This is a genomic window from Peribacillus sp. NPDC096447, assembly GCF_044762725.1.
Classification (GTDB): domain Bacteria; phylum Bacillota; class Bacilli; order Bacillales; family DSM-1321; genus Peribacillus.
Map to the genome: position 1 here is coordinate 98616 of NZ_JBIWEV010000003.1, position 25422 is coordinate 124037.

The 25422-nt window shown below is 37.2% G+C and carries 26 protein-coding genes and 1 other RNA gene; 9 read left to right on the forward strand and 18 right to left on the reverse strand.

The genetic code is table 11. The features are described 5' to 3' along the window. Nucleotides 1-26 precede the first annotated feature (26 nt). Nucleotides 27-698 carry a hypothetical protein gene (locus ACIQZD_RS11725; protein ID WP_402902372.1) on the reverse strand — a complete coding sequence of 224 codons (672 nt, stop codon included), beginning with the start codon at nucleotides 696-698 and terminating at the stop codon, nucleotides 27-29. A gap of 230 nt (nucleotides 699-928) precedes the next feature. Between ACIQZD_RS11725 and ACIQZD_RS11730 the strand changes: the two genes are divergently transcribed. Next, on the forward strand, nucleotides 929-1138 hold the full coding sequence (locus tag ACIQZD_RS11730; RefSeq protein ID WP_402903708.1) for a YqaE/Pmp3 family membrane protein: 210 nt from the start codon (nucleotides 929-931) through the stop codon (nucleotides 1136-1138). Nucleotides 1139-1214: 76 nt separating this feature from the next. On the opposite strand, the gene ACIQZD_RS11735 is transcribed toward ACIQZD_RS11730, so the two are convergent. Next, complete coding sequence (locus tag ACIQZD_RS11735; protein WP_402902375.1) at nucleotides 1215-3785, reverse strand: DEAD/DEAH box helicase; 2571 nt, start codon at nucleotides 3783-3785, stop codon at nucleotides 1215-1217. A gap of 571 nt (nucleotides 3786-4356) precedes the next feature. Between ACIQZD_RS11735 and ACIQZD_RS11740 the strand changes: the two genes are divergently transcribed. Continuing rightward, nucleotides 4357-5316 (forward strand): sensor domain-containing diguanylate cyclase, encoded by a 960-nt coding sequence (locus ACIQZD_RS11740; protein WP_402902378.1) that lies wholly within the window; start codon nucleotides 4357-4359, stop codon nucleotides 5314-5316. A 277-nt stretch (nucleotides 5317-5593) separates the two neighbouring features. On the opposite strand, the gene ACIQZD_RS11745 is transcribed toward ACIQZD_RS11740, so the two are convergent. Together ACIQZD_RS11745 and ACIQZD_RS11750 are read right to left on the reverse strand one after the other, a co-directional pair. Then, nucleotides 5594-5773, reverse strand: a complete 180-nt coding sequence (locus tag ACIQZD_RS11745; protein WP_076369116.1) for a hypothetical protein — start codon at nucleotides 5771-5773, stop codon at nucleotides 5594-5596. Then, nucleotides 5770-6516 carry a type II toxin-antitoxin system SpoIISA family toxin gene (locus tag ACIQZD_RS11750; protein ID WP_350302866.1) on the reverse strand — a complete coding sequence of 249 codons (747 nt, stop codon included), beginning with the start codon at nucleotides 6514-6516 and terminating at the stop codon, nucleotides 5770-5772. The genes ACIQZD_RS11745 and ACIQZD_RS11750 overlap by 4 nt, the downstream gene beginning before the upstream one ends. Before the next feature lie 311 nt (nucleotides 6517-6827). Between ACIQZD_RS11750 and ACIQZD_RS11755 the strand changes: the two genes are divergently transcribed. Then, a complete protein-coding gene (locus tag ACIQZD_RS11755) occupies nucleotides 6828-7913 on the forward strand; it encodes an MBL fold metallo-hydrolase (RefSeq protein WP_402902381.1) in 1086 nt (361 codons plus the stop codon). Nucleotides 7914-7953: 40 nt separating this feature from the next. Here ACIQZD_RS11755 and ACIQZD_RS11760 read toward each other — a convergent pair whose 3' ends face one another. Further along, entirely contained in the window at nucleotides 7954-8901 is a 948-nt protein-coding gene (locus tag ACIQZD_RS11760; RefSeq protein WP_402902384.1) for a DMT family transporter, read from the reverse strand. Between the two features lie 272 nt (nucleotides 8902-9173). Here ACIQZD_RS11760 and ACIQZD_RS11765 point away from each other — a divergent pair, with 272 nt between their 5' ends. After that, nucleotides 9174-9500, forward strand: a complete 327-nt coding sequence (locus tag ACIQZD_RS11765) for a YnfA family protein (RefSeq protein ID WP_101222067.1) — start codon at nucleotides 9174-9176, stop codon at nucleotides 9498-9500. A gap of 156 nt (nucleotides 9501-9656) precedes the next feature. On the opposite strand, the gene ACIQZD_RS11770 is transcribed toward ACIQZD_RS11765, so the two are convergent. The 3 genes from ACIQZD_RS11770 to ssrS form a co-directional block, all read right to left on the reverse strand. Beyond that, the gene (locus ACIQZD_RS11770; protein WP_402902388.1) at nucleotides 9657-10091 is read right to left on the reverse strand and encodes an MFS transporter; all 435 of its coding nucleotides are present in this window, start codon (nucleotides 10089-10091) and stop codon (nucleotides 9657-9659) included. Nucleotides 10092-10879: 788 nt separating this feature from the next. Beyond that, on the reverse strand, nucleotides 10880-12247 hold the full coding sequence (locus ACIQZD_RS11775) for an MFS transporter (RefSeq protein ID WP_402902391.1): 1368 nt from the start codon (nucleotides 12245-12247) through the stop codon (nucleotides 10880-10882). Between the two features lie 286 nt (nucleotides 12248-12533). Beyond that, nucleotides 12534-12721: non-coding RNA, 6S RNA (ssrS, locus tag ACIQZD_RS11780), on the reverse strand. 363 nt (nucleotides 12722-13084) lie between these two features. Here ssrS and tatA point away from each other — a divergent pair. Next, the gene (tatA, locus tag ACIQZD_RS11785; protein WP_101222064.1) at nucleotides 13085-13291 is read left to right on the forward strand and encodes a twin-arginine translocase TatA/TatE family subunit; all 207 of its coding nucleotides are present in this window, start codon (nucleotides 13085-13087) and stop codon (nucleotides 13289-13291) included. Nucleotides 13292-13616: 325 nt separating this feature from the next. Here the strand turns inward: tatA and ACIQZD_RS11790 are convergent, their stop codons facing one another. Then, nucleotides 13617-14915 (reverse strand): protoglobin domain-containing protein, encoded by a 1299-nt coding sequence (locus ACIQZD_RS11790; RefSeq protein ID WP_402902393.1) that lies wholly within the window; start codon nucleotides 14913-14915, stop codon nucleotides 13617-13619. A gap of 469 nt (nucleotides 14916-15384) precedes the next feature. Next, nucleotides 15385-16797: a branched-chain amino acid transporter BcaP gene (gene bcaP / locus ACIQZD_RS11795; protein ID WP_402902396.1), complete on the reverse strand. Its 1413-nt coding sequence runs from the start codon at nucleotides 16795-16797 to the stop codon at nucleotides 15385-15387. A 508-nt stretch (nucleotides 16798-17305) separates the two neighbouring features. On the opposite strand from bcaP, the gene ACIQZD_RS11800 reads away from it, so the two are divergent. Further along, entirely contained in the window at nucleotides 17306-18367 is a 1062-nt protein-coding gene (locus ACIQZD_RS11800) for a DUF3900 domain-containing protein (RefSeq protein WP_402902399.1), read from the forward strand. A 252-nt stretch (nucleotides 18368-18619) separates the two neighbouring features. On the opposite strand, the gene ACIQZD_RS11805 is transcribed toward ACIQZD_RS11800, so the two are convergent. From ACIQZD_RS11805 to ACIQZD_RS11820, 4 genes are all read right to left on the reverse strand, one after another. Beyond that, nucleotides 18620-18880, reverse strand: a complete 261-nt coding sequence (locus tag ACIQZD_RS11805) for a hypothetical protein (RefSeq protein ID WP_402902402.1) — start codon at nucleotides 18878-18880, stop codon at nucleotides 18620-18622. A gap of 162 nt (nucleotides 18881-19042) precedes the next feature. Then, the gene (locus tag ACIQZD_RS11810; protein WP_402902405.1) at nucleotides 19043-19291 is read right to left on the reverse strand and encodes a hypothetical protein; all 249 of its coding nucleotides are present in this window, start codon (nucleotides 19289-19291) and stop codon (nucleotides 19043-19045) included. A 98-nt stretch (nucleotides 19292-19389) separates the two neighbouring features. Continuing rightward, the gene (locus tag ACIQZD_RS11815; RefSeq protein WP_402902408.1) at nucleotides 19390-19944 is read right to left on the reverse strand and encodes a hypothetical protein; all 555 of its coding nucleotides are present in this window, start codon (nucleotides 19942-19944) and stop codon (nucleotides 19390-19392) included. 253 nt (nucleotides 19945-20197) lie between these two features. Next, a complete protein-coding gene (locus tag ACIQZD_RS11820) occupies nucleotides 20198-20422 on the reverse strand; it encodes a hypothetical protein (RefSeq protein ID WP_402841928.1) in 225 nt (74 codons plus the stop codon). 189 nt (nucleotides 20423-20611) lie between these two features. On the opposite strand from ACIQZD_RS11820, the gene ACIQZD_RS11825 reads away from it, so the two are divergent. After that, complete coding sequence (locus ACIQZD_RS11825) at nucleotides 20612-20881, forward strand: hypothetical protein (protein WP_137016856.1); 270 nt, start codon at nucleotides 20612-20614, stop codon at nucleotides 20879-20881. A gap of 61 nt (nucleotides 20882-20942) precedes the next feature. Here ACIQZD_RS11825 and ACIQZD_RS11830 read toward each other — a convergent pair whose 3' ends face one another. The 4 genes from ACIQZD_RS11830 to ACIQZD_RS11845 all read right to left on the reverse strand — a co-directional run bounded on the left by ACIQZD_RS11830 (nucleotide 20943) and on the right by ACIQZD_RS11845 (nucleotide 23415). Further along, complete coding sequence (locus tag ACIQZD_RS11830; protein WP_402902414.1) at nucleotides 20943-21104, reverse strand: hypothetical protein; 162 nt, start codon at nucleotides 21102-21104, stop codon at nucleotides 20943-20945. 53 nt (nucleotides 21105-21157) lie between these two features. Further along, nucleotides 21158-21433, reverse strand: coding sequence for a hypothetical protein (locus ACIQZD_RS11835; protein ID WP_402902418.1), 276 nt, complete (start codon nucleotides 21431-21433; stop codon nucleotides 21158-21160). A 289-nt stretch (nucleotides 21434-21722) separates the two neighbouring features. Further along, nucleotides 21723-21974: a hypothetical protein gene (locus ACIQZD_RS11840; protein WP_402902421.1), complete on the reverse strand. Its 252-nt coding sequence runs from the start codon at nucleotides 21972-21974 to the stop codon at nucleotides 21723-21725. A 541-nt stretch (nucleotides 21975-22515) separates the two neighbouring features. Further along, a complete protein-coding gene (locus ACIQZD_RS11845) occupies nucleotides 22516-23415 on the reverse strand; it encodes a R2-like ligand-binding oxidase (RefSeq protein ID WP_402902424.1) in 900 nt (299 codons plus the stop codon). Nucleotides 23416-23990: 575 nt separating this feature from the next. Between ACIQZD_RS11845 and ACIQZD_RS11850 the strand changes: the two genes are divergently transcribed. Together ACIQZD_RS11850 and ACIQZD_RS11855 are read left to right on the forward strand one after the other, a co-directional pair. Further along, a complete protein-coding gene (locus tag ACIQZD_RS11850) occupies nucleotides 23991-24743 on the forward strand; it encodes an alpha/beta fold hydrolase (protein ID WP_402902427.1) in 753 nt (250 codons plus the stop codon). 7 nt (nucleotides 24744-24750) lie between these two features. Further along, nucleotides 24751-25347 carry a TetR/AcrR family transcriptional regulator gene (locus ACIQZD_RS11855; protein WP_402902430.1) on the forward strand — a complete coding sequence of 199 codons (597 nt, stop codon included), beginning with the start codon at nucleotides 24751-24753 and terminating at the stop codon, nucleotides 25345-25347. Nucleotides 25348-25422 lie beyond the last annotated feature (75 nt).

The window sequence follows — 25422 nt, forward strand, 5'->3', positions numbered from 1 at the left end:
CGTTCATGTGCGACACCAGAAATCCTTTATTCAACACTCAATGACCTTAGTTCCAGTTGATCCATCATGTAATCCACTAATGCATGCAATGGATTTAAAACTGTCTTTCCTGTCTCAAGCTCATATCTCATAGCTGCTTCGACCATTGATAGTTGAGCCACCGACAGCGGTCTTTTTTCGTTATTAAACTGGTATAGGAAGTTCATGATTTCCTGGTTATATTTTTCTCCCAATCCCTGCATAATCAATTCAAAGGCATTGTCGATAATGATAACTTCATAATCCACAGCCCCATATTTTTCAGCATGGGCATTTAAACGTTTGACTGTTCCTTCAACAGTTGCTGGGTTCGTGAATAAAATCATTTGCGGTTGCTGCAATTGGCAAATTTGCTCAAAATATGGTTCATCGATTTTAATGATAGGCATGGGTAAGGATAGTTGTTCTTCGTTTAAAATGGCGATGTAGTTTGTACAGGTTATCAGAATGGCATCCACTTTACATTCGGCAATCCATTCGACCTGTTCTTTTACCCTTTTTTGAGCATCCGAATTGTTAAAAGTTGCATCAGATGACACCCGATACATCAATCCCGGATCAACAAAATGAAGCCATTCAATATCGAATTTCGAGAATGCGGCTTCTATGTATTCTATATTTGTATAGTGTGCATGCAAACAGCCTATCTTTTTTTTCATAAATCTCCCGCCTTCATCAGTTAGTATTCTGATTATTCTAACACAAAAAGCGGCGTTACATTGACTGCAGCCAGCAAAAACGATTATTAGCCATGGGCAAAAAGACAGCTTCTTTGAGCCAGAATGCTCTGTTGGTATGAATCTGGCTCTCGAACATATATTTATCAAGGCGATAGCAAGAGTCAAACCGTGATAGTCATTAAAAATCAATATATTGGAGAGTGTTCACCATTCTTTATTTAATTGCGATTATTTTCCCTCCATTAGCCGTATTATTAGCCGGTAAACCCGTTCAGGCTGTGCTTAATTTGGTCCTCACACTATTTTTTTATGTCCCTGGTTTAATTCATGCAATCTTAGTGGTGCATGATAAGAAAGCTGATAAACGAATGAAGGAGCAAGCTGCAATTATTTCTAAATCGAAACAAACGACTAAGTGATTTAGACAACAACTAATAACCCGAATGAAGCACCAAGGTGCATTTTATTCGGGTTATTACTATCGAAAGAATTCGTTTAATTGAATCTGTGCGTCTTCCTAAGCCCCCTATGATAACAAGCGTCACATATTTGAAAACGCGAGTCATCTGGCAGCCTTTTTCCACAGCGCTTGCATTTTTTTTGATAATTCAACATTTCGTCTTTTAACTGATCATGAACGCCATCACTGATTTCTTCACGGATACGCTCCCAATAAACAGCTTCGGTCCGCTTACCCATCCGATATAAAAATAATAGATGAAGACCTATCGCTTTATAAGATAGCTCCAATTCCTCCAGATTCCTTGTTTTGATGACCGGTTCAGGAAGATCACTGTTCTCGGCAATCGCTTCGACCGTTTCCAGCCACTGTCTGATAAGACTTGGTTCTTTTGCCGAAAAAGGAATATGCAGGAAACCATATAATTCCATTAAAGAAAAACGCGCTTCGATTTCAGTATCCCGTATTAGTTCGTAAAGCTCCCTTTCCTCGGATAGCGATGCCTTTTTCGTACCTTTAGGGGGTTCAAACCTCTCCCACATTTCGAAAAATGTCCCTAGGTTCCGGTAATATTTTTGAAAACGTTCAAATACAGCAGAGGTTGGGGCGATTGTGAAGGTTTGAACTGGCTCATCTACCTGTTCCAGCAACTTATTCATGATTTTGATATCTGCTGTAAATGCTACCTTTCCAGTGTCATAAATCCCCTTTCTACCCGCTCGACCTGCGATTTGTTTGATTTCTTGGGAAGTCAACCTTCTTCTTCGTGTCCCATCGAATTTTTCATTTTCAAGAAAGACGATACGGCGTATTGGCAAGTTCAATCCCATTCCAATTGCATCGGTGGCAACGACAACTGATGTTTCACCGCGATTGAATAGCTCTATTTGCCGTTTCCTATTTTCAGGAGGCATACTTCCGTATATCATGCTGACATTATGTCCACTCTCTTTTAGCCGGGACGCGGTTTCGAGTACCTGCCTTCTCGAAAAACAAATAAGCGCATCCCCTTTTTTCGTATACTTCAGTCCAAACTCCTTTTGTTCTACCTCAAGCGGTATTTCCCGTCTGTATTCGTGGAGTTCCAAATCAGCTTCATTCAGAAGGTTCAGAAGCATCATTTTAATATTATTGCTCCCGATTATGTGTACTTCTTTCGCATTAGCCTGCGTGATTGCCCTAAACCATGAAAAGCCCCGATCTTTATCGGCAATCATTTGGGCTTCATCTATGACGATTACTTCATGGTAGTCTTTTTCATGAAACATTTCAACTGTGCTGGAGACATGTTTAGCACCAACCACTGCCTTTTCTTCTTCACCGGTTTTTAGTGAGCAAGGTACACCGTCAGCATTTAATTTATCAAACACTTCAAGGGCCAGCAATCTAAGGGGAGCTAGATACAAACCGCTTTCCGCTTCTTTCATTTTTTCCAGGGCCTTATGCGTCTTCCCGGTATTTGTCTCTCCTATATGCAAAACATATTGAACTTTTTTCCCTAATGATGGAGTATAGGCCTTACCGATGATATCATCGATCATCCTTTGCTCTTCTGCCCTCTTCCTGGCTTGCTCTGCCAATACTTCAGCTTTTCTTCTCTCTCTGTTCTCCACGTCTTTTTCGTATATTTCTTCGTGCAATGTTTCATTAAAAGGAATTCCTTCAAGCTTCAGTAAATCAGAAAGGTATTCTTCCTGAAGTTCATCAAAACAGGACTGAGACAAATCAGCCAATTCATCGCTTAGTATACCTTGAAGGGTATCAACCGTCAGCCTTTCCCCATATGACTCCAAAAAATCATGATGCAGTGCAGCAGATAGATGGTTCAAGTATTTGTCAGGGGCTAATTTCATTATGAAATCCGAAACTAATCTTTCATACCTGAAGAAGTAATTTTCATATTCATAACGGTTCCTTCCCCAACCGACTAACGAGTGAATATCTCCTGTAAGCTCTTCAAAAAAATCAGTGACCATTAGGTATTCGGCAGCTTGAAAGCCCCCCTCTTCCACCAATTGTTCTTCAAGCAAGTATGGATCGACATATTGGAATTTAGGCTTATTCTTAAGATCTTTTGTCAATATACCGGCAATATAATACCTGACATGTAAATATAATAAAAGGGAGTTATTTTCGAAAAATGTATTGGCCTCTTCTTGAAGCCTCGCGCGTATTTTCCAACGCTGCTTGGCAAGCCGCTGTTCTTCTTGTCGCCTAAAGAATTTTTCCCTTGCATTTTTATATCTCTTTTCCCACTCTTCTTGATTGTCAGCAAAGGTTTTTTTTATCCATGTTAAGCCATCAAACGGGCGATACTTCTTTAATTCGTTCCGGAACATGCTATTGATCAGCTTATGATCTGAACCTTCCGTTACAAAACCCCTTTCGCTTAAAAACGCCTTTTTTTCCTTTCTGGGCACATCATTTGACGCTTTATTTATCCAAACATTTATCCAAATTTGCTCAATAAAGGTCGTCCTGTCTGATATATATGCTGAATAAGAAGGCATTGTCTCTTGATTCTCTAAATAAAAATCCATATCCTGGATTATTTTTTCCTTTGTATTCTCAATCGCAATAGGATATATACTTTCTAATTTTCCCATAATGATCCCCTTTTGAATTATCCAATATGTACTTTATTACTTCCTTTTATCCTCCCCAAATTTTTGTTTAAAATGAGCGCGGGTACATTCGTTTTATCTATTTAAATTCAAGTGCTCTGTTATCATGAGAAGGTGAAGACATGCCAAGATGCTTTACTTCCAAGATAAATATGAAAAGCTACCAAATATGTACATCGGAGTTACTCTTACCATTTCATTTACAGTATAATTCATGAAGAATAGACTGATCATTGACTTGGACTTTATGGTTTATGCCCATCCCGGAAATCGAGAAATCCAGAAATGGATACATAGGTTTAGCTATTTTGTAATGAGGCAAATAAAAATTTAATGATATTGAAAAAAAGCCGAAAATAAAGTAAAGGTCAATTTTTAAACTTTCTCGATAACATTATTCATCGATAAAACGAATCCATCCCCTTAATTGAGTTTAGTGGAAATTCGGACAACTGTCACGGTATTGAGATTCCGCTTTTGTGTCCTTGGCATTCAATATGAGAATTAACATCCGGAAATCTAAAAAGACTATAAATAAATGAGGAGCCTGAGTATGATTCAGCAAGATATCAACTATTATAAGAATTTCGATTCCATCGCTAAAGAAGTATTAGCACTATTAGGTCAAACCATTGAGGTCAATACATTCTTCGTTTCCATATTGAATCCCATACATAGTTTCATGATCAAATCCTTCAATAGAAATGCAAAGTTAATTTGTGAAGGTGATATCCTTCCTTATAATATGGTTTATTGCAAATTAGTTGCTGAGAATGGCTTGGAACCACTCGTTATCCCTAATTTAGGGGAACATGAATTGACTAGTGGCCACCCCGCAACGAAGTTTATAGGAAATGGGTGTTTTATGGGAGCTCCCCTTACTGTTGAGGATGAAATCATTGGAACATTATGTGCATTCGACATTAAAACTCATGATTTTAAAGAATATGATCTGATCCTCATTAAGTCTTTGGCAGCTTTGATTAGTCACACCATCAATCTTGAAAAGGGGATTATCAGGGATCCTTTGTCAGGTCTTTATAATCGGAACTTCATTTATAATTATTTTGATTATCATAAAGATAAAACAAACGATGAATTGGCCCTTCTTTACATCGATCTTGATCATTTTAAATTTTTTAATGATTCCTATGGTCATGATACTGGTGATGACGTTATTAAAAAGGCAGCCGAATGTTTTTTGCAAACCGTCCCCGAAGGCAGTCATGTGGCTCGAATTGGTGGTGATGAATTCATTGTATTATTACATCCAGCGTATGGTGAGGATTTAATGAAATGCACTCAGCAAAACGCTGAATTAATATTGAACCGTTTATCCACCATGGCCATTACCATTAATGGAAATGATCATTTTGTATCAGCCAGCATAGGGATAAGTTTTTATCCTCATCAAGGTACGGAAATGGACTCACTTTTGAAAAAAGCGGACCGTTCCATGTATATGGCTAAGAAATCCGGCCGTAAGAATATTCAATACTACCACCCGCAGTGATTATCATAAAAATAAAAAAACCAGTTCTCCTTAGAGACTGGCTTTCTTTTACCTTAAAAAAATCCAACGTTTAGCTTTCAGCCTTTGCAAAAGCTTGAGCAGATCAGCATTTCCCTTATGTATCCGTTTTTCGGATGGTGAAGCGGAGGGGATCGGGATGTTAACTCTCTCGGGTTTTTTGTTCATATTCTGAAAGACCCTTCCTATTCTTTGATTTTGAATAGTATATGCGGGTTTTCCATTAAATATCATAAGGAAAGGAAAAACCCCTTCCCTCTTATAAAACATTTTTTAACCGGCTGAAGCGTGCAGCTTTTTCTTTTTGTTTCAGGATAATGCGTTCGTTCTGTTTCATCACTTTTTTAGTGTGGGGACTCAAACCTACATCGGGTATTTTTACCTGTGGTTTGATTACGGCAACTGACACATCATTGCCGGCTTTATCATAAATGCTCATTTATCCTCACCACCTGGTTTTTGTTTTATGACCATATCGAACATCATGATTAATAATGCTATTAATAAACAATCGACTTCTGAAACGAAGCTTTCCGATTTAACGTCAAGGATATAGGGTTCCATCAAAATGCTTACAGGCTGCAAAGCCATTTTTTCTTCATCATTATAATACGTATCTTCTCTTTCCAATGTAGCACGGATGGTACTGCCATTCAAGTTCGGATGCCCATTTATCACCAATTGCTTGTCCTGTTCCGTTTTGAAAGGAAGGATTTTCACGTTCATCCCTTCCTTAGCTGCATACGCTTGAAGGAGAATGCTCAAATAAGCCAAGTATTCCTTATTCGATTGATAATACTCAGGTATTCCTTCTTTCTTTAGGAGATGAAACATATTTTTGACCTTTTCCCTATTATCCGTTAAAAGTTTGTCACTTTCCGCAACCGCTTTTGTTGCATAGGACAGCTCGTTATCGCCAATCTTCGATATATACATGCTCAAGAACACAAACATATCAATAAGGATGAATACGATAGCCATAATCAAGAAATTTTTCCACTCATTAAAAATGCTCATCGGATAGAAATTCCAATAAATCAAAGCTCCCAGTATGAAAATGATATACCAGGTTTTTCGAATCGCTTCAATCCTTTTACTTACCTTGTCCTTATATTTCCAAGAAAGTATGACATAAGCTAATAAAGCAATAAATACTACCCATACAAAGACTCTGAAAAACATTAACAATCGATTTATCACCTTACCCTTCAGCTGCTACATTCCTTATCCCGCTCTCTATATTATTCATTATATATACCTCTATTCCCTGCCTAAGACGGGTGAAACTTAAACACTTGCCAGAAGTTTTCACTAGCTGAAAAACACTCCTCCCAATGTGAGTTTACATTTAATGAATCATATGTTTCAGCATCCATTGCCTTTTTTTTCAGAAGGGTATTTTTCTTGTGGGACATCATAGTAAATAACCTTATATATTCTGTGATATGATATGTTTTAACAAAAAGGCATGATTAATATGGGAGGAAGCTATCATGATGAAAATTATTAAGATTCTCATTTCTTCTTTTGTAATATTATTACTGTTCCTAAACCTCTATCCTCCACTTGGAAGACGGGCAAACAAAGAAAAAGTGAGAAGTTTCACTACAAAAGAGAATTTTTCCAAGGGAAAATTCCAAAATCAGATTCCAGCCAGTCAAGCGATGAGTCTTAAGTATACTGGTTCGATTTTACGTGATTTCATAAAACCTAATCCAAAAAGGAGGCCCGACCAGCCAATCGTAATTGGAACAAATGAATCTGGATCTATGAATTCCAATAAAATAACCTGGTTTGGTCATTCTGCATTCATGTTGGAGTTAGATGGGAAAACCATTTTAGTGGATCCCATGTTTGGCAAAGCACCAACTCCCTTTCCTTGGTTTGGGAACAAGCGCTTTAGCGGGGAGCTGCCTATTGATTTGGATATGCTGCCTCCTATCGATGCCGTCCTGCTCTCACATGATCACTACGATCATTTGGATTATTACTCAATAAAGAAATTAAAAGATAAGGTCAGTCAGTTCATTGTCCCACTAGGTGTCGGCGGACATCTTGAAAGATGGGGCGTTAAACAAGAACTGATTCAGGAACATAATTGGTGGGATGAGATTTCATTCAAGGATTTGCAATTTGTCTGTACGCCTGCAAGGCATTTTTCTGGAAGAAGTTTACGAGATGGCAATACGACACTTTGGTGTTCTTGGGTAATTAAAGGCAAACAAGAAAAGGTATTTTTCAGCGGAGATAGTGGATATGGCAGCCATTTTAAAGAAATCGGCGAAAAATACGGGCCTTTTGATATAACTTTAATGGAATGCGGCCAATATGATGAACGCTGGTCATCCATCCATATGATTCCAGAAGAAACTGTTCAAGCACATATCGATGTACAAGGAAAACGGATGCTCCCCATTCATTGGGCTGGTTTCACATTGTCTTTTCATGACTGGACAGATCCGATAGAACGGGTAACAAAAGCGGCCAATGATCTTGGCGTCCAGGTCTGCACACCTCAAATAGGCGAACCAGTAGTGATAGGTTCAACGGATTTCCCTCAAACAAGATGGTGGAAATGAAAAAGGTCCATCCCAAATGGGATGGACCTTTTTCATTCATTCACAGTTTCCCTTCATTATATTCTAGATTCACTTTTATTGAATGCTCTTTCTTCACTCCAAAATAATTCGTGCCTATAACACCTAAAATGATTAGTATCGACCCCAATATATCGTAGATTGTAATCTTTTCATCTAGTATGAGAGCTCCTGCTGCAATCGTGACAACTGTGGAAAGATTTGCAAACACACTCATTTGGGACGCTTTGATTTTTGATAAAATCGTATTGGATAATAACGAAGTGACCAATGAAGCCAATATTCCCAAATACAAAATGGAACTGATGAATTCGATACTCGACCATGGTGTAAAGAAATCCGGCGTCGTTCCTTGTTTTAAGTGGGTGAAGAGCGCAGCCACGTTAAAAATGACAAAGCCCGTTCCCATCATGAAAAAGGACATTTCACCTGGTGTATAGTCATTGGCAAGGGAACGCGTCATCGTTGTATAACATGCAGTTACAATACAGGATAGCAGGATCAACACCATCCCTAGCATGTCGGAAAAATTGATTGTGCTCCCTTTCATCGCAAAAATAAAGATGACCCCAACTACCGACAAGACAATCGAAAGTTTTTGATATAAAGATGTTTTCTCTTTAAGGAAATATCCAGCTATCATCAATGTTAGAATCGGGGTGACCGCAGACAGAATTCCAGCATCGGTGGATTGCGAATACTTAAGTCCGAAAGTTTGAAAGGCAAAGAAAAGAGTTGGGAATAACAAAGATAACGGAACAAGATTTTTAACAGACTCCCAGGAATAATTCACCTTAATGACTTTAACGGCGACCAGGAATAAAATGATGACGAAAGAAACGGAGAACCGGAACGCCAAAGTATCCAGCGGATTCGATTCTGCAATCGCCATTTTCGTGAATAAGAAAGATAGGCCGACAATACTTGAATGAAATAACGCTAACATGTATGCAAATGTTCGGGTTTTCATGGCTGCATCTCCTCAACTAAATTACTATATTCCTATTTAGGTATAGTACCCTTTGCATCTGTATTGCAATCCAAGTTAGAGTCAAAAAATAAATATGGCATTTTTTCAAGCTAAACTGTTCAACTATCAGCACAAACAACCTTTTTAAAGATCATTTTCATGCCTTAACGGTGATGCTCCAGTTAACTTTCAATTAGTAAGAACTCTGTAAATTATGTCATTTGCAGTTTCATATATGATAAAATTTCAACCAGGAAGAGAGGTATACATATATGTTAGTTACTACCGTAATATTCCTTATGGCTGGTCTAGCTGAAATTGGCGGCGGTTACCTTATTTGGCTTTGGTTAAGAGAAGGTAAATCCATTTATCTAGGTTTAGCCGGAGGTTTTGGGTTGGTGTTATACGGCATCATTGCAACATTCCAAACGTTCCCTACCTTTGGACGTGTATATGCTGCATATGGCGGGGTTTTCATCGTTTTATCGGTTTTATGGGGATGGGGCATCGATAAGAAAACCCCTGATTTATATGATTGGATTGGAGCTTTAATCTGCTTGGTCGGGGTTTCAGTCATTATATGGGGCCCTAGACAATAAAAGAATTAAAGGGCTTTATGCCCCTTTAATTCTTTTACCAAGATCTCAAATTGTTGTTTTAACCGATCTTCATTTGAACATTTTCATAAAGTGATTCAGCTGGGTGTTTATTATATCAAATTCTTTTCCTGCCTGTTTGCGGTCATATTACTGAAGTTATCCTGAATGAACCAAATCGCCATTGCTGCAATGATGCATGATATGGCAAAAGCTGACTTGTAATGATAACTTCATATCAAGCAGGACCCCGCAAAAAGTAGGAGCGAGTATTCCGCCAATTCTGCCGATACCTAATGCCCATCCGACTCCTGTAGAAAGGATTTCATTCGGATAATACTGGGATACATATGCATTCGTTACAATTTGTGTACCTGTTGTCGTACCTCCTACAATCGCAATCAGTATATATAGCATGATCATGCTTGGCTTGAAGCTCAGCATCGTAAGGGTAATGGATCCAATGACCAAGAAAGTAACCAGAATCCTCTTGGAACCATATCTGTCTGCAAGCTTCCCTCCAACGATCGCTCTAAGGTTCAATACGACTAAGAATGTCAGGCTTGAACCTAATTCATATCCTGCCCCTCCCATGATTTTTGTTCATCAATCATTTCAGACACTTGGGTCATGCGCATTTCCTTCCCCTCTTTCTGCTTTTCCTTTTGACATAGTCTTAAGGATGTCTCTATTTTTTTTGCCGAGCTAACATTTAATGACAACTGATATTGTAGTCACAAATACGAATTATATACATATAGAACTAAGTTCACTATATATTAACTCTATTTTAGAATATTGCCAATTTCCTATGTCAATTAGCCATATTAATCAACAAAAAAACCCTCTTATCAAAGAGGGTTTTTTAATGAATATAAGATTAAGCGTCCAAGGCTTCTTTACGCTTTCTTTTCCTTGATTCTGTTATAAGATCATATCCGAGATAAAGGATGATGGCTCCACCTAACAATTTAACATATAACGGAATGTCCGCTACAAAGAAATAAATCATAGAGAATAATGTCCCTATAATGCTTAACCAAAAAATTATATGTTTTAAAATTTTCAAAGTAATGACTCCTCACAAAAGATGAGATTAATTTATAGTTCACTCCACTTCAAGGAGGAATTAATTATCCATATCATCATTCTAACATTTATTCTTTATATTAAGAGTGACTCGTATTGCGAAATTATGAACATTTAAGCAACTTTTCTCAAGGATAGGTCAAGCGAAACAATTCCCGGAAAATCTTTACACTAATTGTTGTAAATTTGCAGTTTTTATATAGATCGATTACTAAGGAAAAAAAGGCAACTAAAACAAATAGGCATGAAATGACAGCGAGGGTATCCCAGCACTGCATTTCATGCATTTAGTTTCACAAGACGTTCATTTTATTGGATTCTACGACCTTTTCTTCAGTTGGTTCCGAATGATCATGTTTATAATAAGCCATTTTCACTGGTACGAATGATAAGGCAACCGCAGCAATGAGACCCGGAATGGCGAAGGCAATGAAATTCAATTGGATGGGTAGCGAGATGGATAATAAAAATCCGCCGAGTATCGGACCGAGCATACCGCCTATCCTTCCGATTCCAGATGCAACCCCAAGTGCAGTCGATCTAATATTTGGAGGATAGTACTGGGAAACATAGGCTTGTACAAGGTTTTGAGCACCAATGGTACAGGCTCCTGCAATCGCTACCAATGTGTAAATCACGAAGGAGCTTCCGCCCATTCCCAATAGCGTCAAACTGACAGCCCCAATTGCATACATCGGCACAAGCATTTTCTTTGATCCATAACGATCACAAAGTTTAGCGATGATAAGCGTGCCTACGATAGCTCCCCCTTGAAGAACGATCAAGAAACCTAAGCTTGAATTCAGCGCATACCCTGCCTCGATCATTAGCTTTGGAAGCCATGTATTCAATCCATATACCATCAATAGGCACATGAAAAAGGCGATCCAGAACATCAATGTGCTAAGAGCTCGGGAATCCTTGAACAATCCAACAATCGGCATATTGGCTTCTGTTTTTTTCACTTCCACAAGTTCGTCCTTGATGTCGAATTTACTTTCCGGACTTACCTTGGATAATATTCTGATCAGTTCTTCCTTTTTGTTAATTCTGATCAGATGCGTAGAAGCCTCTGGTAAACGCTTCATCATGAAGGGTAAAAATAACAATGGTATTCCGGCAAACCAGAATATTGATTCCCAACCTAGTGTCGGCATAACCAGGATGCCCAGTATCGGCGCAAGCATCCCTCCGAATGAGTAACCGCATAATACGATTGAAACGACCATGCTCCGCATCGTTTTCGGTGCATAATCCGTCAATAAGGCAATGACGTTCGGCATGATGCCCCCAAGCCCTAATCCCGCTAGAAATCGGAAAGTTGAAAACATCGTAGGCGTATCCGCAAATCCACATAAAAGCGTAAATAAACTAAATAAAATGAGTGTAATCGCGATTACGTTTTTTCTGCCAATCCGATCTGCTAATGTACCAAAGAAGATCGCCCCGAACAACATTCCAAATAGACCGTAGCTGCCCATAGCCCCCGCTTCCACGGAAGTAAGGTTCCATTCCTCCGTCAATAACGGGACGACCGTACCGTAAACGACAAGGTCATAGCCATCAAAAAGGATAATGATAAAACACCATGCCAGCAATCCAAAATGAAAGCGGTTAAATTTACTGTTGCTAATTACCTCGGTCGTATTAATTTTAGCCATAAAATTTTTCTCCTCTCTAGGTGACTGCAGTAATTCCATCTAAATGATAGCGCTTACGTAATCATTTAAAAAATATTCGATTCACATATTTTTATATAAATAGTGAACTTAGTTATCTAATTATTATTATAAATGCTAATTATCTGATATTTCAATAAAAACTTTCACATATTTTTCATAAAATCTTAAAATGTTTTCTAATGCTATCGTTAATTACAAGTTTTGAACATGCGTAAAAACAACAAAAAACCAGTCCCTTATCGGAACTGGTTTCTAATTAGTAAAGTAGGAAGCCGCCATTGCCGTATTAAAGTAAGAAAGTTTTAAACCACCACTCCTCAAAGTGGGTGTTTGCAGAAACAATCCTGTTGTCCAAGTCAGTGACGAGGCATAACATTCCTGTTTCAATATAAAACTCCCTATTACAGCTTAAAGGTTAAAACTTAATTATCATTACGAACAACGCAGCTTGTATAGTTATAATACCGAAATATCTTCAATCTTGCAAGTTTAATCATTCCCAGACAACAAAAAAATTTCATGTTACACATTAAGCAGGTGGAGCCAAATTATTCATGCCCAAACGTCAAAATTAACGGCTGCACTTTGATTTCTATTACCGTCCCCCACTTTCATTGATATCTTATTACGTAATAGCATACTTGGTTAAGTAATATTTTTAGATAGAATGTGCAAGATAAAATTGGACGGAGCTGAAAGTGTTGTCTTGTGAGAATCATCGGTTGCTGAACTCTATAATATATCCTAAATAACATTTGCAAATACATGGAAGGAGTCTATAATATTAAATAACAGATTTGATTGGAGTGACTAGTTATGCTTTCAAACATTGGTTTTCCCGGTTTAATTTTAATCCTTCTTTTAGCTTTAATTGTTTTTGGACCGAACAAGCTACCTCAAATCGGACGGGCAGTCGGCACCTCGCTTAGGGAATTTAAGGATGCAACCAAGGGAATAACAGAAGAAATACAAGAGGAATTCAAGGATGACGTACAAGCTGCAAGAAAAGAATCGATAAAATGAAAAAGACGCCTGCACGCAGCAGGCGTCTTTGATGCGTTTGTGGCGCAGAACCGTCAGGCCACATCCCGACGTTTAGCTAAAAGCACGTTCTTCGACTTACACAAATTAGCTCATCGCTTTATTAATATAACATTAAACTTATTTTATATCAAGTGATTTATTGAGCAGCCTGTTAACGGCATCCCCTGGAATTGTTTTAATCTTTTCAAAGTATGTTCTTATTCTATAAACCGCTTGGGGCTTGTTCAGAAATATTCTATCGAGTTGTTTATTAAAATACGAACGGGCCCTATAAAGCTGTTCTTACAAAAACCATTGAACTCCATTACAAGTTCATCGTCAATTGAGTCAATTGATCCGAGGAAACGGCCACTTGGTTGAACGCTTCATTAATTTCATCGAATATATCATTCAGCTCTGTCATTTCCTTGGTGATCTTAATATTCTGCTCTTTAACAGAAAGCATGGACTTTGCTATATCAGTGAAAAATATGCCAGTTTCTTTTCCTTGTTTCGTGCCTTTAGTAATTTCCCCGCTAACCATGGAAATTGACGTGTTCATGACATTGGTAAAATGAGCAATTCCATTAACCAGTTTCACTACTTCCGAAACTGAGTCCTTGGTATTTTCCGACAGCTTCCTTACCTCACCAGCCACAACCGCAAATCCTTTACCATTTTCACCAGCTCTTGCCGCTTCAATCGCTGCGTTCAACGCCAACAAATTCGTTTGCTCTGCAATTGAAGTGATGATCGTGACAATTCGTTCAATTTCCTTTGAAGTATTGGATAGCTGTTCCATATCTTTTGAGATGATCGTCATTTGCTCCTGCGTTTTTACCAATCTTTTCTCTAATCCCTGTAACAGTTCGACTCCCTTTTTTGATTTTCCCTCTGCATGTATCGCAATCTCTGAGCCCTTTTGAGTGAAATCATGAATTTCGACTACCTTATTTGCCATTAATTGAGTTGCTGAACTAGTCTCTTCACTGATTGCTGCCAATTCCTCTGCATTATGATTGACCTGCAGTTTAATCGTTTCTTTTTCTGCCAGGTTTTTTTGGCGGATCTTCTCATTTTCAAGTTCATATGCCTCTAAAACTATTTGCTGCTCCAGATTAAAAATTTTAGTGACAGCCAGAATGTTTTCTTGATATTGCCCTATATTCTTTATATTGGAAATTACATGAATGATTAATGACTGCAATAAATCCTGAAAAGCACTCATATACCATTTTGGCTGCAATCCAATTCGTACATGTACTTGTGCGATAACATAACGCTGTTTAATATACGCATCATCAATGTTCCCGCTAAACATTTCGAACATATGACGATGCAGTGTCTTTTTCAACCTATCGACAGCACTATTGTCTGATATGATTTTCATTAATGAGGGTTCATTTTCTAGATTTTTATAGAAATTTCCTACTATTTGGGTCAAATGTTTTTTCACTTCTTCCTGTAAAGAACGAATTATGCACAAATCCCCCATCGTCAAATGAATCATTTCCACTTGATTCAATACGCTCGGATATTCCCTGATATCAATACCGACGTTTTCCTTATATTGCATATAGTCTATCAAATCTATCTTTTGTTTACTTCTCCATATACTTTTCATGATTAAATTGCCTCCAATTTTTTCTACCCATATATACTATTTCGACATAAAGTCTGCTAATCTTAATTCACTTTGATAAATTTTCTTCTTACACACAAGACTTATGAACTATTTATGTCCAAATAAAAAAAGACACTCCAGAGAGTGTCTAAGTCTGTAGACAAATTCAAAGAAAAGTCTGTTTGCCTACAGATTTTCTAAAAAAATATTAAGTTGATTTCAGAAACCCGCTCCCTTTCCGCCGACTGTCTGCCAAGCCTCCTCGACGCAAGCGTCTGTAGGGTCTCGGCTAGACAGTTATTCGGCAGGAGTGTCGCAAATTTCTTCAATCTATTGAGGGTTTCATCACTATAAAAAAGTAAAATACTGGAATTACCATCAGGCTTTCTTTTGAATTTCATAGTTCGGGGTGAGAGGATTCCGAACCTCTTTTTGTTTTCAAACTGAAACACTCCAGAGAGTATCTTTTTCAATGTTCATTTTCCTGCTGGTTAAGATTCGAGTGCTTACGGGAATAAGTGAAGTAAATGACTACTCCGATAGCCATCCAGATCAAGAACCTTATCCATGTATGACTCCCTAGCTGAACCATCAAGAATACGCAAAAAACGATTGCCAGGCCTGGAACGAGCGGTACAGCCGGACAATAAAAAGCACGTTTCATATCAGGTCTTGTTTTCCGTAACACGATGACCGCAATGGAAATCATCGTAAACGCAGTCAATGTTCCAATGTTGACCAGCTCAGCCAATTCACCAAGCGGTATGAATGCCCCCAATAAGGCCGCTATCAAACCGAATATCCATGAAGCCGCATAAGGTGTTTTATATTTTTTATGAAGTTTTGATAAGGATTTAGGCATCAGCCCATCTCGTGACATCGCAAACATGATTCGTGTTTGTCCATACAACATAACCAAGATTACCGTTGTCATTCCGAGGAAGGCACCTAGATCGATGATACCTGCAACCCAATTTTGTCCTGCGCTTTGCAAGACCAAAGAAATCGGATGGTCAAGAGCCTTGCTGAATTGTGCATACGGTACCACACCTGTCATGATCAAACTTACCGCCATATAAAGCACTACACAAATGACTAATGAACCGAGAATTCCACGTGGTAAATTCCTACCTGGATTTCTTGTTTCTTCAGCCGCAGATGCAACTGCATCAAAGCCGATGAAGGCAAAGAACATTAATGCGGCAGTTGAAAATACCCCATCGATCCCAAATGGCATGAATGGCTGCCAGTTTTCCGGTTTCACATAATATATAGAAGAAACGATGAACAACAAGACTACCAACACTTTAATAACGACCATTATATTATTGATTCTAGTCGTTTGTTTCGTACCTATGGAAATCAAAAAGGTAATCGCTATGACTATCAAAAAGGCTGGTAAGTTCATATAAGTCGTGACACCGTCGACCGAACCCGGTGCTGCCGTCAATTTCTCCGGAAAGTTAATTCCGAATCCACTTAAAAATGATTGGAAATAGCCCGACCACCCCGCCGATACGGCACTGACAGCCAATAAGTATTCAAGGATTAAATCCCAGCCGATTATCCAAGCGGCGAACTCACCTAAAGTTGCATAAGCATACGTATAAGTCGAACCTGATACCGGCACGGAAGCTGCAAATTCTGCATAAGAAAGTGCAGCGAATAAACAGGCCAGACCAGCAATGATGAATGATATTGAAAGTGCAGGACCAGCATTCACTGCACCCGTGCCTGTTAGAACAAAAATGCCTGTCCCAATAATCGCTCCAATTCCTAGCATCGTTAAATCCCAAGCTCCCAGTTCCCGTTTCAATCCCTTACCGCCGGAACCTGCGTTTTTCAACAAGTCCTCAATGGACTTCTTTCTAAAAATACTCATGTTCTCTCCTCCGTAATTTTATAACTATTCTGAAAACTATAGACAAATAATTTCACTCACCATTTATATCGGATAAATTTCGACAAATTTCCGCAATTCCTGAATTATCTGACTTTCAAATTATACGCATTAACCTTTTTATCGTCAATGATTTATTATTGTAAAATTCTGCTTTTTGAATCTTTTTCGGAACGAAAGCCTTCTTATCCAACATAAATATGCATCATTAACAAAATATAATTAACAATTCATTATTGTAATATTAATAAAGCGAGCTATTGAAGTATTTACTGTATTCCATTAATTTATCTTGTAAAAGTTCTAATTTTTTTAATTCTATAAAAAAATCATTATTTATTATTCACTAAGTATTATTATGAAATAATACACCAAAATTATTCTAAACATTCATGCGCCAATAGTTTGACGGAATCAAAGTACATCACTATACTTATTAAGTCTAAAAAAGTACTGGAATCATGCTTAATAATTGAAGAAGGTGACATTCATGGATTTTGCGATTACCTATCTGTCTTTTTATTTAATCCAAGTCGAAGGCAAAGGCGATCAGGCTGATAAACGTTTTAAACATTTCCAAACTCTTGATACTGAAGAATACGAAGAAAGTCCTCTAAAGGATTTTTTGGATGGGGAATTGATGAAGATTTCCAAACGGAAAGTCGACCGGCATCCAAAAACTGAACAAATACCGACGAAAATCGGTTCTTTTATTGTCGAAGAAGGACATGCACTTGATTCCAACCCTAATTACAATGTATTTAACCGTGTTCGATATGCAAAAACAAAACAAGAATTCCAAGAGGAAAATGAACAATTCACGCGGTCTTATATTGATACAAGTGCCGTCCGTGGCGGTGTCTTCATAATCGCTTCGGCAAAATTAACTAAATATCTTGATGAACCATTCGTTTTCTTATTAAAATGTGATTTCGAGCCGAAAGTTGCTTCCATTTCTGATGAACGGACCTTGATTAGGCACGTTGAAATGGCAATCACCACTAAAAATATGAAATCCATACAATACCCATACATGCCCGAAGAAGGTATGGTCGAAGAAGGCGAACTGAAGATCCACCAGGCTTCACATGCCCGCTACTTCGAGGACTTCCTGAAATTCGTCGAATATGGCGAATCGATGCCGGAAATCATGAAAAACCAGGTCATCCACATGGTCCATGAACATGTATCCACCCAATTCGAAGAAAACAGTGACGAGCTGCAGAAATTCGAACAGGACCTGGAAATCTGGGAAACAAGCGATAAACGGGAAATCCAGGAACGCCTTGAAACCCATCAGGTCGTCGAAGCCACAGCCCAGATTGTCGAGCATACACCTGAAGCCGAGCTGCGAATGAGGCTTGGCAGTACATCTGTCAAAGGACTGTTAGCCGATTTCGGCGACAGCATCCATTTAGGGAAGATCAACGGGAAGTATGTATTGATGATAGAATCGAATACAATAGAGTTCGATAAAGGCGTTTCACCGATTGAATTTCATAGGCCGGATGATTTACAAGTACTAATTGATAAAATCATAAATAAAAGTTGATAAATAGTCCGAGTCACACGAAATTTGATGATTTGTGACTCGGAACGTGACTCAAATAAGTGCCTAATAACAAGGGTTTCAGTCAAATCTGTGACCAATTTTGTGACCAATAATTAAATTAAAAAATTTCACACTCTCAAACCACTATTATTTACTCTAAGTTTAATCACAACTACTAACTGTTGGTTAGTAGTTTTTTCTTGTAATAAAATATTGACCTAGTTTCATTAATGTTATTTATGGTGTGACCCATTAGCTAATCACCCGATACTCACAAACATAATCAACTGGAGAATCATAAGGAAATTGTTCTTCATGCCATTGAACCACACCCTCTGATGTTTCTACGTTGTATGTAAACACTTCGCCAGTTCCTGCTACGTAATCGTGTAGGTCATCTATAGTAGCAAGTTTGTATTGGAATCCTGCTTGCATTTCTTCTTCGAATACGATCCATTGTGCTTGATTGTCTGTTACAAATACCTTTTTCACTTCGATTGTTTGAATTTTCATTATAAATATCCCCTTTTTAATTCAATTTTTTTTTGGGTTCACATTGAACCTGACACTGATTTATGTAGGTAGGGTCAAATTTGACCCCCCTTTTAAAATTCCCTGATTTCGCTGGTTCCTGATTCAATTAATTTGAAATCTATGATGCCCATTTCCCTCCTTTTATTCATCATAGAAATTAACTTCCACTACCGCTGCCATTATATCCACTTGAATATGTGAGTTTAGAAGCTGTTTAGTACCTACATCGGCATTATAATAAGAAGTAGCAACTAGCCCTTCATCATCACCTTGTAGCTCTGCAGCAAACGCATAATTCTTTATTTTACCTTCCCTAGCCTGATGTGTTATGTATTCCAACTGTTCAATTAAATCTTTATCCTTATTTGGAAAATGTATAATTTTAGGCATGACTTCTCCTCTTTCCATATAAAAAGAACGCACCAATCACTGAGTATATTAATCAATGATCAATGCGTTATTAGTTTAGTTTCGAAGGACTTGCTTTATTAACTTTTTTTCCAGCTATCGAAAAATAAACCTACTTGTGTTTCAGAGCGCAAAGTACTGAGTCCCCGTTCTTGAGAAAACTTAGAAATAAACTTACCTAATACCTTCAGATTTGGTGTACCAATTGAACTTGTCACACCACCACTTTTTTCGTAGGTACATTTGTACTCTACCCCATTTTTTATTTTTTCCCTTGTTTCCTCTAAATCCTTTAATTGATAAGGAGTCATCTTTTCTCTCATGATCTCTTCCTCATCATCCATCAGGAAACCAAGCTTTCTTTTTTCTTCTAAAATAGCTTCTTCAATCCGATCCTCATCTGCGAACTTAAATTTGATGAGTACGTTGTCAGCTAATTTGATCCAACTTTCATTGATTGAATCATATTCTTCTTGTTTTTTCCTCGCTTCTGCTAGTCCGTCTTCTAACTCTTCCATAATCGCTTTTAGCTGTTCCTCGTTCTTTCCTATCAGCTTTTCATCGTTGTACTTATTTTTCCATTCTTCACGCAACATTTTTACATAATCAATTTTCTCTTCCTTTTTTCTCGCCAATTCACTTAGTCCTTTCATGAGTAGTGTATATAGCAAGTTTCCCCTTTCTAAATGGGAAATATAACCATTAACATTTACTCTCAGAAAGAAAAATCGGAATATACCCTGCGAAAGAATTATGTAGAAAAATAATTTCGATAAATAAAAAGCACCCAATGAATGGGTGCCTTCAAATTCTTTATTTAGTATGTAACAATATGTTTGCTTCCAACAACTCCTAGATCTAACATATTGATTACTTCTTCCGTTTTTCTTATTTTAATTGTTCTATTAATGTATTCTTTTGTTCAGAACTTAAATCATGATTGCTTTTAAGCCATTCATGAACCAATTTATACATTCCCTCAGGCTGTAATCCAATTTTTGTATCTCCAAAACCTTGTTGGATTCCTATGTCTACTTTTCCATTAGTAGACACGATAAACCATGGTGAATCCGCAAAATTATATTGACTTAGATCTTCTTTATTCCAACTCATTTTACCATCTCCTTTACTAACAGTTCGATAAAAGGTGATGATTTCCTGCAAATAAACACCAGATTACTCAAATCCCTCCTTTATTCTGCAATTCATCAAATCTTTACATGATTAATACATTTATTGAACTTATCTATTTTATAATCAAATTACAATTTAATAATTCATCATCATATGGAGGGTACAATCATGGAAATAAATGAAAGGCAACCATTTGAGTCTTTTTTATCTCCTCGTCAACTTACTGAGCTAAAAATCTTATCAACTAAAACAAACATAGCTTTCCATGAATTATTAGCAATGCCATCAATAGTCTCACTTCTAGAGAAACTGGACAATACTACCGAACTTAATGATGAGCTTAATAATAAAGAAATGATATTAAGAAATAAAGTTTTCATTAATAAAAATAAAGAAGTATTAAATAAGACTCAAAAAGCACTCGACCATTTAGGTTAAGTGCTTTTTCTATAAATAAAGTTCATCCAAATAAAAAAACACCCGATTACTCGGATGCATCCTACTCTAATACTAAATCTTTATCCAATGAAGTCCAATACTTCTCACCGTCACGTTCCTTTATTCGTATATACACTCCATATACATCTTTCTTTGCATCAATAACAGTGAAATCTTTTGTTATTGTACCCTTCTTCCCTATAAGATCCTGAATATTATTCATTTTTAATAGCTCCCTTCATTAAAAAAGACACTCTTATATAAAATGTTTATCCATTAATCAATTTGCCTTAGTCTTCTAAGAATTCTTCTATTTTCATTTACCTGGGTTATAATTTGTTCAAAAGCTGTAACTGATTCAGTTTCTTTATCAACATCATTTACAACGAATTTATCCAGTTGACTTCTTGAAACTCCAATAATCTTATCTTCTTCAGGGTCAAAATATCTAATTTTATCAATGATTGCATTAGGCGAATGGATAGCAGCCAAAACAATAGGGTTATTGTTAAGTTCACCTTCGCTTGTAGTTTTTATATGGACCATATCCATATGTGAATCATCATTATTCCAATAGTTAACAAACTGTTGATTAATTCAATATCCTCAGCAACTTGAGATTCTAATTGGTTTCTCTCATTAAGTTTATTCACAAGGATTTCTGTAACTCTATGAACATTAAATAGCCTTAAAAATAATTCATTGTCTTCTGGTAAAACTGTAGGAATAATATTGAAGTTACTTTCGAATACTTCTTGAAAAGCATTGTTTAAGATCGCCTGAATTCTTGTTAGAGTTTTACCTGGATCTAAGTTTTTTGGAGAATATTTTCTATTTTGAACTAAAAATGCCCTAGTAGAAAAATCAAACGCAAAGCGAGTCCGTTCGTACGGTTCGAATTCATCAAGATTCCTGATAGATATCTCCACTCATTTTTAAGTTTCCCTAAGTCCACAACCTGATGAACCTCTACTTCATCATTTTCATACTCTTTACTAGTCTCGCAAATCTCATATAAACTTTCTACTAACTCTGTATTATCCCAATTCCTTACCTCTAACTGTACGAATTTTTGGCATTTCTTTATTTTCATTTTCTTCACTCCTAGATTTTAAAGGATAAGGGATATTGAGTACTCCTAGTTGATTTAGTTTTGTTAAATTACAACCCTATGGTTTTTTGTTGAAGTATCCTTAGTGCTAATATTAGAATCATAACTCTTAGCATAATGAACCTGAACTTGATTAGAGTCTTTGTCTTTAGTTGTCCACTACTTTACAGACAAAGTCGTTCCATCTTCATACATGGGATTATATATAACTTCACTTGTTGTACCCTTTTCCAATGCGGCTTCTCCTTAAAATTCAATGGTATCTAATTATTTCAATCTCTCAAACTCCGCCCAATCCCAATCTGCTTCTTCTGCAAAAGAAATATTAATACTACTAAACGTGAACACTCCTACTATTAATAGTTAAACTAAAAAACGATTATACATTTGTCCATCTCCCTGTCAAATTTTAATTAGGAAAAAACATAAATTATACCAATGTTTATTCATTTTTTTCATTAAAAAAAATGATAATTTTATAAAAAAATCACCAATCATATTGACTGGTGATTTCTAAAATCTGTCATTCTAGACCTTTTTTTAGTTTTGAGTTTCCTCCAGTAGATCGATAAATTTCTTCCATTGTCTGTCCCTTCGCCCGTGCAAGGATTTCTATTCTTACCATTAACTGTTTTTCTGAGTATTTCTTAATATCAGAATGGTATTCCTTTACTTTTTCCCCCTCTCCAATAACGCCCTCTGCATTTAAGGAGATAGAAATTGGTGCCAATTCCTCAAGCTTCTTAACCACCCTGTCAAAAATATGAGGATGTTCACAAATCAAGCGCTGAAGAAGAAATGTTCCATATGCAATATGCCTTGATTCATCTTTCTTTAAATGGTCAATGCCCTCTAAAAGTCCGGGCATTTTACCTATCTTTTTAAGTCCATCGTAAAATGATTTATATCCAGTTTCCGCCAACACTCCTTCTGCAAACATATTGTACACTGTAGCTGCGTCAGCTATTACCTCAGGGGTTTGTTCATGCCATAGCCGTTCCATTGTTTCGGGGAGAATTTCATAAAAAAACTTACGATAGGATTCAGAATGCAAGTGGGAAAGATCGCCTTTTTCACCAATAGCATTTAACACCAGTCGAAAGAATTCAGTATGTTTAGCTTCATCACATAAAAAGGTTGTAAGGAACATCTCTTCTTCCAATCTACCTTCTCTCGCAATCACCCTTAGCAAAGGGAGTAAGTCAAGAGTAACCGCCTCTTCCCCTCCTTGAAATTGCGCGAGAAGTTTCAGCACCCAGTCTTTTTCTTTAACAGATAGTGTTTTCCAGTCCTCTTGATCCTGTGAGAAATTGATATCTTGGGGATTCCAAATTCCAAACTTTTTTGCCTTTTGATACAATTGGTAGGGATATGAATCTTCCATCAAACCCTCCGAGCTCGTCGTTAAGAGTTTCTTTCTCAAGTATATTCCTCCTTCGAATTATATATTTACCAGTTTATGCAAAAAGGGAATTATACGTATGGACAAATTCAGGTCTGATGCAAAATTAAAATAAAAGAGAATAAAAGACTTTCTGCATTAATGGTATTGCACTCTATAAGAAGTAATACAACTAATTAATAGATCAATAGTCGCCTCTGATACCACTTTTTCAAATTGTTAAAAATACAACATTTTTTGCTCAACACAAAGATCGCATAAGAAAACCTGAGGAGATGGAAATCCAGGAACGCCTTAAGACCCACCAAGTCACCGAAGCCACTGCCCGGTTTGTTGACCATACACCTGAAGCAAAATAGCGCATGAAGCTAGCAGTTTTAATCACTGTAACGTAAGATTAAGATATAGAAAATGGTAATAAACAAATTAGGAACCGATTAGAATTGCCTTTTGCAAAGGTAATGGAGAGATTCCGATGCTCCCCTCCCTGCTTGTTCAATAATAGGGGAATAATTATTTGTTCTTTTTCTATTGACTATACGTTCATTCAATAATAAAATAAAACTGAAAATTCAGTGAAAAACGGAGGGGTTGCATTGGATTTACATTTCGAGATTACTGGCAATGGTCGTCCTGTTGTTCTTATTCATGGTGGTGGGACTGATTTGAGGCAATGGACATTTTTAGCATCTCTTTTATCTAAGGATTACAAAGTTATTGCTTTTGATGGCCGTGGTGCCGGTAAATCACCATCCCCTATAAAACATGTAAACTATGTAGACGAAGTACTGGCACTAATGAATTACCTTGAACTTAATCAGGCAACAATTATTGGCCATTCCATGGGCGGGCAGATTGCAACTGATTTCGCTCTTAATTACCCTGAAAGAGTATCGAAACTTGTCTTAATTGCTCCTTCTTTAACTGGTTTTCCCTATTCAAAGGAGTTTGAACAATATCATGACAGAATATTGGAAAGTGCACCCAATATAGATAAGATGTTAGAGCTTGCCCTTCATTCACCAACATATCAGGTGGTTATCGATAGTCCGCACAAAGATCTCCTTGTTCAAATGCTCAGGCATCATTTCGGGCGCATGCTTAAGTGGCCCGTTGATTTCTGCATGAAATGGCCTCAGCCCCCAGCAATGGAACGATTAGAAGAATTGAACACCGAAACATTATTTTTTATCGGCAAAAAGGACTTGGCAGATAATTTTCGAGTTGCCGATTGTTTCCGTAAGGTTCCAAACATCGGATTCATCGAAATAGAGGATGCCGATCATATGCTGCCCCTCACCCATTCTGAAGTTTTATATCAAGAATTCACTGCTTTTATGGAGGATTGAAGTTAAAATGCCACGTACACCCGAAGAAAATGACCGCATTCGCCAAGCTTCCAAAGAAAAAATTCGCGCTGCTGCCATGGAGTTATTTATAAAACAAGGATATTACGCTACTTCTATAAGCGATATAGCCAAGAAGGCGGGTATTTCTAAAGGGTTACTCTATAATTATTACAAAGGAAAAGAAGAACTGCTTTCTGAAATGGTCGAGGCCAGAATCAGGGAAGTGGTTGAAGTAATGGAAGAAGCGTTCACCTTAAATACACCTCGTGAACAGCTTGAACATTTAGTAAATGGTGCCATTGATAATATCCACAAAAAACCGGAAGTACATCGGTTTTATCTGCACCTGCAAACTCAGCCAGAGTCTGATGAAGAGTTGATAAAATACAGTCATCGCATTATTGAAGAAAATGCTAGACAATTTGAATTTCAATGTACAATATTTGAAAATATGGGTGAAAAGGAACCAAGGAAACGATCGTTATATTTTTCATCTGTGCTGCAAGGCATTATGTTGATGATATCCACCTACCAACAAGGTTTTCCGATTGAAGAAATGAAGAACCAGATTATAAGTGAGTTTTGTAACGAGTCTACCGTTTAATAGGATATATCTTGAATGAAGTTTAAATAAGGAACTTCCTCAATCGGGCGATAAGTAAAAAGCTATTATCTATAG